This window comes from Streptomyces sp. NPDC002784 (assembly GCF_053592135.1).
Map to the genome: position 1 here is coordinate 1 of NZ_JBSFVD010000068.1, position 8,002 is coordinate 8,002.

The following is an 8,002-nucleotide window of genomic DNA, read 5'->3' on the forward strand; positions in this document are numbered from 1 at the left end:
GGGGGGCCCGGGCGGGCGCGGGGTGCGGGGGGTGGCCCGCCGGGGGCAACCCCCGGTTCCCGCGGGGGCGCCGGCGGCCTCACCCCCCCCCTCGGGGGGGCGGGCCCCCCCCCGCGGCACGATCGAGTCGAAGGGCTTCGGCACGGCGAAGTGCGCGGCCCCCGCCACGGCCAGAAGCCCGGCAAGCTGGAGTGCGGACCGGTCGGCGGCGAGAGCGGCGGCGCGGTCGGGTGTACGGGAGGCGGTGGAGTCCACGAGTACCTCGCAACGTCGGGCGGGAGCTGACGGACAAGCTTCTTACTGGCCGGTAGGTTAGCGGACGCTCGGCGCCCCGAGCGGGCCACCCCCGCGGACGATGCTCTCCGTCGGCGATGACAACGGCCGCGCTGACGGCCGCGGCCCGGCACAGCCCGCCCGAACAGCGCGGCGTACGATCACCCGGATCCTCGCCCGGCAAGCAACAGGAGCCCGTCCGGTGACCGCCCTCGATCCGCCGACCCGTCACCGCGCGGGCCTGCCCGGCATACAACACCTCACCCGCGTCGAGGACGGTGAGCGCCTGCACAGCCTGTTGTGGCGGCTGGGCGACGGCTGGCGGATGATCAGCAGCGCAGTGCTCGGCGGCGGCATCGGCGTACGCGCCTGGATCCTGAACGCGCAAGTCGCCCATGGCTACCGGCGAATCGACCCGGAACGCCACCTCGCCGACGTGGCGCGCGCGGCCGACGCCCATGGCCCGGGCGTCGGGCTGATGACCGCGGCCGATGTGCGCGCCTACGGGTACGCCCACGACGGCGGGGTGCACGCCGTGGCCACCGCGGGGCTCGGGGTACGCGGATGGGCCGCTTCCCCGGCCGAGGGCACGGCTGCGGCACCGCACGCCGGCACGATCAACATCGTCGCGACACTTCCCGTCGCCCTGACCGACGCGGCGCTGGTCAACGCGGTGGCCACAGCCACGGAAGCGAAGGTGCAGGCGCTGCTCGACGCGGGGTACGACTGCTCCGGCACCCCCACGGACGCCGTCTGCATCGCCGCCCGTTCCCCACGCACCGAAGACGAGGTCCACGCCTTCGCGGGCCCCCGCTCCCTGTGGGGCGCCCGCCTCGCCCGCGCCGTCCACAAAGCCGTACGCGCCTCCGCCGACGAGTCATCTGCTCCCCTGAACCCGTGCTACTGAGCTTTCCGTCGTGTTGACGTGTCGGGTGAGAGAACGGGGTCGGTGAGACACCCAGGATGACGTCGGTGCCGTCCAGTAGGGCCCCAGGCAGGCGCGACGCCTTGGCCGGCCGCGTCCCCTGGGTGCCCCGGCCGTCAGGTGAGTCATCCGGTCAGGCAGCAGTCTCCGCATGTCGTGCCCGCCGGAGTGCGGTAGAAGAGGCAGCAGCTGCGGCGGCGGAAGCCGAGGTCGGGGCCGGTGAAGTGGCCGGTGCCGGAGAGGCGGCCGGTGGCCAGGAGGCCGGTGGTGAGTTCGGTGAGGGGGTCTCGCAGGTCCGGCCGTGCCGTCAGCAGTACCTGGGCGGTGCCGGCCAGTGCTGAAGCGGCGTTGCCGTCCAGGAGGCGGGGGGAGATCTTGACGCGGCTCCCTGTGGCCAGCGCGTCGAGGTGCTGTTCGACCACCACCTCGTACAACTTCCCGGTGAGGTTCGGGATTCGGTCGGCGGGCCAGCCGCTGGGGTTGGGCAGCCTCAGCGCGGGGCCCTCGTCGGCCCGGTGCAGCCCGGTCAGGTCGGGGACGATGCCGTGGAGGAGTGTGCAGGCCAGGACCGGGGACCACAGGCGGGCGGCGTGGCCGAGCTGCGCGATGGAGAGGCCGATGCGCGCCTCCCGGGTGTCGTACCGGTCGGCGATCACCTGCGCGAGGTCGGCAAAGCCTCGGGCGTAGGCGTCCGTGACCGGGTGCCATCCCTGGTCGGGGCCGCCCACGGTCAGGGTGAAGAAGCCTCCCAGAGCTGCTACGTCCTGCAGCGCGGCAGCGACGGCCCCGGAGGGCACATGAGCAGGTACAGGTACCGGTGCGGTCATGTCTGCTTGGCTTCCTGTCTGGGTGCGGGCTGGTGGCCGGTGAGCAGCGTCACCTGTGGCTGGCCGGTGCGGGGATGCTCGGTGATGTCCGCCTCGACGCGGTAGACGTCCTTCAGCAGGGCGGGAGTGAGGACGTCACGGGGTGTGCCTTGGGCGACCACGCGTCCGGCGTCCAGCACGCAGAGGCGGTCACAGAACGAAGCGGCGAGGTTGAGGTCGTGCAAGGCGACCACGGCGGTGACTCCGAGGCGGCGGACGAGGCGGAGCGCGTCGAGCTGGTGGCGCAGATCGAGGTGGTTGGTGGGTTCGTCCAGCACCATCGTCCCGGCCTGCTGGACGAGTGCGCGGGCGATCAGGACGCGCTGCTTCTCACCGCCGGACAGCCGGTCGAAGGGTGCCTGGGCGAGGTCGGTGACGTCCAGTTCCGTCAGGGCGGCCGTGACGATGGCGCGGTCGTCGGCGTCATCGCCCGCAAAGGGGCGCTTGTGCGGGGTGCGGCCCATGGCCACCACCTCATACACGGTGAGCTCGAAGTCCCCGGCGTGCTCCTGCAGGACGGCCGCCAACCGCCGGGCCAGTTGCTTGCCGGGCATCCGCCAGATGTCCGTCCCGTCCAGCAGCACGCGACCCGACGTGGGGCGCAGCGCCCGGTAGACGGTGCGCAGGAGGGTGGACTTGCCGGCGCCGTTGGGGCCGACGAGCCCGACCACCTCCCCGGCTGACACCGTCAGGGAGACTCGGTCGACCAGGGGTGTGCCGTCGACTGCCACCGACACGTCGTCGATGTGCAGCGTTGCGGGTGCCGTGGGTGGCCGTCCGGTCATCGCGCGCTCCTGCGCATCAGCCAGAGGAAGAAGGGGCCGCCGACCAGGGCGGTGAGGATGCCGACGGGGATCTCCTCGGGGCTCATGAGGGTGCGCGCGGCCAGGTCGGCGGCGATCAGGAAGGCCGCGCCGAGCAGAGCCGCGGCCGGGAGCGCTCGGCGGTGGTCGGCCCCGACCAGGAGCCGTACGACGTGGGGCAGGATCAGGCCGACGAAGCCGATCTGGCCGCTGACCGCGACGATCGTGCCGATCATCAGGGCGACCAGGGTGAACAGTGCGGCACGGAACCGGTGGACGTCCAGGCCGAGGGCGGCTGCGGCCTCTTCACCGGCGAGCAGCAGGTTCAGCGGACGGCTCACGCCGAGGAGGACGGCCGTACCGAGCAGGACCACGGCGGCCGGGATCCACACGATCGTCCAGGTGGTGCCGGCCAGTCCGCCGAGCATCCAGCGCATCGCCGACTGCGTCTTGTGGGGGTCGTTGGAGGTGACCACGAGGAAACTCGCCACCGCCGACAGCACCTCGGCCATCGCCACGCCCGCCAGGACCAGCCGTACGGTGGTCATCCGTCCGCCGGAGCGGGCCAGGAAGTACACCGCGACCAGGGCCGCCAGTGCACCGCAGAACGCCGCCAGCGGCAGCGAAAAGGCTCCGAACAGTGTGACGTTGAGGACGAGGACCAGGACCGCGCCGACGCTCGCGCCCGACGACACTCCCAGCAGCATCGGGTCGGCGAGCGGGTTGCGGACCAAGGCCTGCAACGCCATCCCCGCCACCGTCAGGCCGGCTCCGACCACCGCGCACAGCAGTACCCGGGGCAGCCGGACGTCGGTGACGATCGTCTCCCGCACCGGGGGCCACGTCTCATCGGCGAGGGCGGGGTGCAGGTGGTGGAGCAGGATGCGCCACACCTCGTCGGCCGGGATCGTGACCGAGCCGGCCGCGATCCCGAACGTCGCCGCCACCGCCACCAAGGCGGCGAGCCCGGCCAGGACCAGGGCGTAAGGGAGTCTGCGGCGGCCGGTGACGGCCTGCGCGGTCCCGGCCCTGGCAGAGCCGTTGCCGACCGTGTCGGTGGTTACCGGCGTCCTGCCCGTGGCGACGGCGACGGCGTCGGTGCCAGCGGCGGCCGATTCGCTCACGCCGGTCACCGGAAGCGGTCCGGGTGGAGCTGGCGTGCCAGCGACGCGACGGCCGCGGGCACCCGTACGCCCACGACGGTGGAGGACAGCGGCAGCACCGCGAACCGCCGGTTCTTGATGGCGGGCACGTCCTGCAGCGCCGGATTGGCGAGCAGGAACTCCTTCTTCTGCGCCACGCTCTGGTCGCCGTAGTCGTAGATGACGATGACCTCGGGCGCTCGCTCGGCCACCTGCTCGAACGACACGTCACCGAACGGCTTGTCGAGGTCGGCGAAGAGGTTGACGCCTCCGGCCCGCTTGATCATGTCGTTGCCGATGCCCGCGCCACCCGCGGTGAAGGCGCTCTTGTCGCCGCTGTCGTAGACGAACAGCTTTACCGGCTCCACTCCGTCGAGTTTGCCGTCCACCTCCTCCAGGGTGGTGTGCAGCCGTTCGATCTGCCGTTCTGCCCGCTCGGGGACGCCGAAGACCTTGGCGACCTCGCGGATCTCCTTGTCCATGGCGGTCATCGTCACCGGCCCAGCCGGGCATTCCTCGATGTTGAGGCGGGTGTTGATGCCGGCCTGGGTGAAGGCGGCACGGGAGCGGCCCTCCTTCTCGTCGAAGGTGGAGGCCCAGCCGCCGTAGACGAAGTCGGGCTCGGCGGCCAGCAGCGTCTCGTACGACGGGTACTGCTCCGACAGCACCTTGACCTTGTCGTAGGCGGCCCGGTACTCGGGGAGGATTGCGTCGTCGAGGTAGCCCGTGCCGACCATCGACTTCTCCAGCCCGAGCGCCAGCATCACCTCGGTCGCGTGCTGGTTCAAGGACACCGCGCGCTGGGGTGGGCGCTGAAACGTCGTTGTCACCCCGCAGTTGGACACGGTGACCGGGAATCCCTTGTCGGCCGGGCCGTTGGAGCCCCCGGCGTTGTCCTGGGCGCTTGCGCCGCAGCTCGTGATGAGCACAGCGGTGGCCGTGGCCAGCAAGGGGGACAGCAGACGTCTGCCCGTCATGGGAAAGGTCCTCTCGTACGGGTGTTACGGACGGTCGGCGCGCAGGCTGCCGGTCTCAGCGGGCCGCGCGGCGCCGAGGCGGGGTGAAGGCGTAGAGGTCGAGGATCTCGGGCCGGGCAGCGATGCCGGGACCGCCCGCGCTCACCCAGGCGGCGATGTCCTCGGTCGCGGCGGGGTCGTTGACCAGGCCCAGCCAGACCGGCCGCGCCCCGGCGGCCCGTCCGGCGGCGGAGGGCTGCACGACGATCACGTTGGCCTGATCGCACACATCCAGGCAGGCGGAGACGCGTACGGGAGCGGCCTCGCCCAGCCGCGCGGTCTGCGCCGTGTGATCGACGCCGGTCACCTTGGGACTGCCGCAGCAGCAGTCCCGGCACACAACGACCCGGCACGGCACCGGAGTTACCGGTCTTGTACCGACCGACCCTGTGCCCACCGGGCTGTCGTACGCCTCCTCGGCCGGCCTCACGGGCATGCCGAACCACCCTCCTCCGGGGAAATCCGCCCCGGGTTCGTCGAGGAGGCGACCGCCTGAGTCTCCTGGCTCTCGGGTCGAAGCGCGTCCCGGCCTTCCCACCCGGCTTGGGGCAGTGGCCTGTTCGGGACTGGCTCGCCGATCACAGTGGCGGGACCGCGCCGGATTCACACCGGCTTCCTCGTTCCGCCGTCGCCTTGTCGCCGAACATCATCGCACAGGGCTACCTGCATATGATGCGCAGATGCAGAAGTATCGCATCAGGACCGCCATGGCCGCCGATCTCGACGAGGCGCGGGCGGTGATGCTCGACACCGTCTACCGCGACTTCGGCACCGGCTACGTGCCGCACTGGCACGCCGACATCATCGATCCGGGGTCGTTCTACGTCGTCCCGCCCCGGCACACCCTGCTGGTCGCCGTCGACGACGCGGACGGGACGGTGGCCGCCACGGCCGCGCTCGATGCGCGCGGGCCGGTCCATCCGCCGAACCCGCGGTGGCTGGCGGAGCGGTACCCGTCGGGTGAGACCGCGCAGCTGAGGCGGGTGTACACGCGCCCGGAACACCGGCGGCGCGGGCTGGCCCGGCAACTGGTGGAAGAGCTGCTGGACTTCGCACGGACGGAAGGCGGCTACCGGTCCGTGTACCTGCACACCGACCCGCACTCCCCCGGCGCGATGAGCCTGTGGCGGACGCTGGGCAAGGTCGTCTGCGACGAGAGGGAGGACGTGCCCGGCGGAGGCAATGGCGTGGTGCACTTCGAGATCCCGCTTGCTTAAATGAAAATCATATTCATATGATGCTGGTCGACGTCGGCCGACCGACCCGTACGGGAACGTCCGCCCTGGAAAGACAGAACGAGGACCATGAGATCTCCCCGCCGTCGACTCATAGCCGGCCTGCTGCTCGCCCCCGCGCTCTCCGGCTGCTTCGCCTCCAACGACGACGACTCGTCCTCGGACTCCTCCGGCCCGGGTGAGGCCGGGCGCCTGCGGGTGGCGTTCGCCTTCCAGCCGACGGAGAACTACTCGCCGTACGGCGGCCAGGACTCCTTCATCCTGTCCCGGCTCGGTGTGAGCGAAGGGCTGACCCGGCTGGACGCCAACGGCACCGCGGCCCCCGCGCTCGCCGAGTCGTGGAGCAGCCGACAGGGCGGCAAGAGCTGGGTGTTCACGCTGAGGGACGCCACCTTCCAGGACGGCAGTGAGGTCACCGCGGAGGCCGTCGCCTCCGCCCTCACCCACGCCGCCGCGGCCGACCCGGCGCCGACCGCGATCTCCGGCGTGAAGCTGACCGCCGAGGTCGTGGGCGACGACCAGGTGAAGGTCGGCACGGGCGAGGCCGACCCGGTGCTGCCGCTGCGGCTGACCAACCCCAGCCTCGCGGTGTTCTCCCCCAAGGCGTACGGCAAGGACGGCAAGGTGAACCCGGCCGGCACCGCCACCGGCCCCTTCGAACTCACCCGGACCACCGGGGACACGGCAGCCGCCCTGGACCGCTACGACGACTACTGGGGCGGGCGCGCCCAGGCGTCCGGCATCGACGCGAAGTTCGTCTCGGACGGCACCGCCCGCGCCAACGCCCTGCGCACCGGGGACGTGGACATCGCCGAGGCCCTGCCCGTCGCACAGGTCGCCTCCCTGGACGAGGACTCCGTCCACGAGATCAACACCGCGCGGAACACCAGCCTGTACCTCAACACCCAGCGAGGCGTCTTCAAGGACGCGGCGCTGCGGGCCGCCGCGCGCGAGGCGATCGACACCTCCGCCGTCGCCAAGGGCGTGTACGAGGGTCACGCCGAGCCCGCCCAGGGCATCTACGGCCCCGCCCTGACCTGGACCGCGGACAAGAGGACCGAGCCGACCGGCCGGGCCGAGGCCACCGACGCGGACGGCAAGCCCATCACCATCGCCACCTACAACGACCGGGCCGAGCTGCCCGAGACCGCCCAGGTGCTCCAACAGCAGCTCCAGAAAGCCGGGTTCACGGTGAAGCTGGAGGTGCGCAGCTACGCACGCCTCGAAAGCGACCTGCTGGCCAAGAAGTTCGACGCCGCCGTCGCCTCCCGCAACATGATGCTCGACACGGGTGACCCGGTCACCGTCCTGGCCAGCGACTTCACCTGCGACGGCAGCTTCAACCTGTCGTTCCTGTGCGACAAGGACGTCGACCGGCTGGTCGAGAAGGCCCGGGCCGAGGCCGATCCGGGCAAACGGCAGGACGCCGCGATGAAGGCGGAGGCCGCGATCATCGGCACCGACGCGGTGATCCCGCTGGTGCACCTGAAGGTCGTCACCGGCCTGAGTGCGTCCGTCCAGGGCGCGCTGCTCGACCCGTACGAGCGGCAGTTCGTCGGCACCGGGACCCGGCGCTGAACCCCTTGGCCAGGCCCCTTGCCGCCGCCCTGCGCGCACTCGCGCGGGGTGGCGGCCTCACCCTGCTGTGGCGGGTCCTTCTGACGGGCGGGCTGGTGTGCGCGATCGGCCTGCTGCCGTGGCTGTCGCGCACCGACCCGGCCTTGAGCACGGTCAGCGCCGGG

8 protein-coding genes and 1 riboswitch are annotated in these 8,002 nt (G+C 71.7%); of the genes, 3 read left to right on the top strand and 5 right to left on the bottom strand.

The window, feature by feature from the left end:
- Window positions 1–475: 475 nt before the first annotated feature.
- Window positions 476–1,180, top strand: coding sequence for an adenosylcobinamide amidohydrolase (locus tag ACWD1Z_RS35805; RefSeq protein ID WP_451124842.1), 705 nt, complete (start codon window positions 476–478; stop codon window positions 1,178–1,180).
- A gap of 143 nt (window positions 1,181–1,323) precedes the next feature.
- Here the strand turns inward: ACWD1Z_RS35805 and ACWD1Z_RS35810 are convergent, their stop codons facing one another.
- The 5 genes from ACWD1Z_RS35810 to ACWD1Z_RS35830 form a co-directional block, all read right to left on the bottom strand.
- The gene (locus ACWD1Z_RS35810) at window positions 1,324–2,025 is read right to left on the bottom strand and encodes a (2Fe-2S)-binding protein (protein ID WP_451124844.1); all 702 of its coding nucleotides are present in this window, start codon (window positions 2,023–2,025) and stop codon (window positions 1,324–1,326) included.
- A complete protein-coding gene (locus ACWD1Z_RS35815) occupies window positions 2,022–2,849 on the bottom strand; it encodes a heme ABC transporter ATP-binding protein (RefSeq protein WP_451124846.1) in 828 nt (275 codons plus the stop codon). Before ACWD1Z_RS35815 ends, ACWD1Z_RS35810 begins: the two co-directional genes overlap by 4 nt.
- Window positions 2,846–3,847 (bottom strand): FecCD family ABC transporter permease, encoded by a 1,002-nt coding sequence (locus tag ACWD1Z_RS35820; protein WP_451124854.1) that lies wholly within the window; start codon window positions 3,845–3,847, stop codon window positions 2,846–2,848. Before ACWD1Z_RS35820 ends, ACWD1Z_RS35815 begins: the two co-directional genes overlap by 4 nt.
- 149 nt (window positions 3,848–3,996) lie before the next feature.
- The gene (locus ACWD1Z_RS35825) at window positions 3,997–4,986 is read right to left on the bottom strand and encodes an ABC transporter substrate-binding protein (protein ID WP_451124848.1); all 990 of its coding nucleotides are present in this window, start codon (window positions 4,984–4,986) and stop codon (window positions 3,997–3,999) included.
- A 55-nt stretch (window positions 4,987–5,041) separates the two neighbouring features.
- Window positions 5,042–5,422 (bottom strand): (2Fe-2S) ferredoxin domain-containing protein, encoded by a 381-nt coding sequence (locus tag ACWD1Z_RS35830; protein WP_451124856.1) that lies wholly within the window; start codon window positions 5,420–5,422, stop codon window positions 5,042–5,044.
- 81 nt (window positions 5,423–5,503) lie between these two features.
- Window positions 5,504–5,682, bottom strand: a riboswitch (cobalamin riboswitch).
- Between the two features lie 23 nt (window positions 5,683–5,705).
- On the opposite strand from ACWD1Z_RS35830, the gene ACWD1Z_RS35835 reads away from it, so the two are divergent.
- Together ACWD1Z_RS35835 and ACWD1Z_RS35840 are read left to right on the top strand one after the other, a co-directional pair.
- Window positions 5,706–6,242 (top strand): GNAT family N-acetyltransferase, encoded by a 537-nt coding sequence (locus tag ACWD1Z_RS35835; protein ID WP_451124850.1) that lies wholly within the window; start codon window positions 5,706–5,708, stop codon window positions 6,240–6,242.
- An 87-nt stretch (window positions 6,243–6,329) separates the two neighbouring features.
- On the top strand, window positions 6,330–7,838 hold the full coding sequence (locus ACWD1Z_RS35840; protein ID WP_451124852.1) for an ABC transporter substrate-binding protein: 1,509 nt from the start codon (window positions 6,330–6,332) through the stop codon (window positions 7,836–7,838).
- Window positions 7,839–8,002 lie beyond the last annotated feature (164 nt).

Coding starts and splice junctions, on each gene's coding strand:
- ACWD1Z_RS35840 (WP_451124852.1), top strand. CDS start 6,330: ATGAGATCTCCCCGCCGTCGACTCATAGCCGGCCTGCTGCTCGCCCCC.
- ACWD1Z_RS35815 (WP_451124846.1), bottom strand. CDS start 2,849: ATGACCGGACGGCCACCCACGGCACCCGCAACGCTGCACATCGACGAC.
- ACWD1Z_RS35810 (WP_451124844.1), bottom strand. CDS start 2,025: ATGACCGCACCGGTACCTGTACCTGCTCATGTGCCCTCCGGGGCCGTC.
- ACWD1Z_RS35835 (WP_451124850.1), top strand. CDS start 5,706: ATGCAGAAGTATCGCATCAGGACCGCCATGGCCGCCGATCTCGACGAG.
- ACWD1Z_RS35825 (WP_451124848.1), bottom strand. CDS start 4,986: ATGACGGGCAGACGTCTGCTGTCCCCCTTGCTGGCCACGGCCACCGCT.